Source organism: Rhizobium sp. P1_E6 (assembly GCF_056405875.1).
On sequence record NZ_JBFUBG010000261.1, the window covers coordinates 1 to 1599 of the forward strand.

At 62.9% G+C, this 1599-nt stretch carries 2 protein-coding genes; both read left to right on the forward strand.

From position 1 onward, the window contains the following. On the forward strand, positions 1–626 hold a 626-nt coding region (bioB, locus tag AC1D35_RS36010; protein ID WP_477942777.1), incomplete at its 5' end, for a biotin synthase BioB. Next, a partial coding sequence (locus tag AC1D35_RS36015; RefSeq protein ID WP_477942779.1) for an 8-amino-7-oxononanoate synthase occupies positions 623–1599 on the forward strand: 977 nt, incomplete at its 3' end. The genes bioB and AC1D35_RS36015, both read left to right, overlap by 4 nt.

Genomic DNA, 1599 nt, shown 5'->3' on the forward strand with positions numbered 1-1599 from the left:
CACTGGTTGCCATGGTCGAGGGCGTGAGGGCGCTTGGCATGGAGACCTGTATGACGCTCGGCATGCTGACGCCTGATCAATCCGCGAGACTCGCCACCGCGGGGCTCGACTATTACAACCACAATATCGATACCTCGGAACGCTTCTATTCCGAGATCATTACGACCCGCACCTTCGAGGATCGGCTGGAAACGCTCGCCAATGTCCGCGACGCCGGCATCAAGGTCTGTGCCGGTGGCATTCTCGGCATGGGCGAAACGGTCGAGGATCGCATTGCGATGCTGGTGACGCTTGCCAATCTGCCGGCACCGCCCGAAAGCGTTCCGATCAACATGCTGATCCCAATCCCCGGCTCCAAACTAGAGAATGCAGAGCCGATCGACCCGATCGACTTCGTTCGCATGATCGCGCTGGCGCGCATTCTCATGCCGAAGTCGCATGTCCGCCTCTCCGCCGGCCGCACCGACATGAGCGACGAGATGCAGGCACTCTGTTTTTTTGCCGGCGCCAACTCAATCTTCGTCGGCGACACACTGCTGACGGCGGACAATCCCGCTGAGGATCATGACGGCGCGCTCTTCCGCCGGCTCGGCCTCAGGCCGCTCGAGCGGGAGCCAGCGCGTTGAGGGCGCCGGCGCTCGCCCGCTATGAGGCAGCGCTGGCTGGCCTGCGCACCCGGTCGCGCATGCGCGAGCGCGTCTTGCCGCAGGGCATCGACTTTACGTCAAACGATTATCTGGCACTGGCCACAGCACCCCGCATGAAAGCTGCCTTCGCGTCTGCCCTCGACAGGGGGGTAGCGGTCGGCGCGGGCGGTTCACGTCTGCTTCGAGGCAATCATGCCGAACACGAGGTGCTTGAAGCCGAGGCCGCATCCTTCTTCGGTATGGAAAAGGCGATCTACTTCTCCAGCGGATTTGCCGCCAACGTTGCGCTCTTTTCGTCCCTACCCCAGCGCGGTGACCTGATCGTCCATGACGCACTGATCCATGCAAGCGTTCACGACGGCATATCTGCCAGCAAGGCGGAGGCGATCAGCGTATCCCATAACGCGGCAGACGCATTTGACGAGGCGATCCGTCTCTGGCGCGCCAAAGGCAGTGATGGCCGCCCATGGATCGCGGTGGAGAGCCTCTATTCCATGGATGGCGACAGGGCGCCGCTTGCAGCTCTTGCTGATCTCGCCAGCCGGCATGACGGCTTCCTTGTCATCGATGAAGCGCACGCGACCGGAGTGTTGGGGCCCCAGGGCCGTGGTTTGGCCGCTGATCTCGAAGGGCGCGCAAATGTTTTGGTGCTGCACACCTGCGGAAAGGCGCTGGGTGTTTCTGGCGCGCTTGTCGGGCTGCCCGGAGTGCTTGCCGACTACATGGTCAATCGTGCCCGCAATTTCATTTATTCGACCGCCCCCTCTCCGCTCATGGCCGCCGCAGTGCGCGAGGCGCTGCGCATAATCGCCGACGAACCAGAACGACGCGCATGCCTGCGAAGGCTCGCTGCTTTTGCGAGCGAGACAGCGTCCGCGCGCCTCGGCATCCGTTCGAGCGGCTCGCACATCCTGCCCGTCATGATCGGAGATAATGCCAGGGCGCTTCGGAT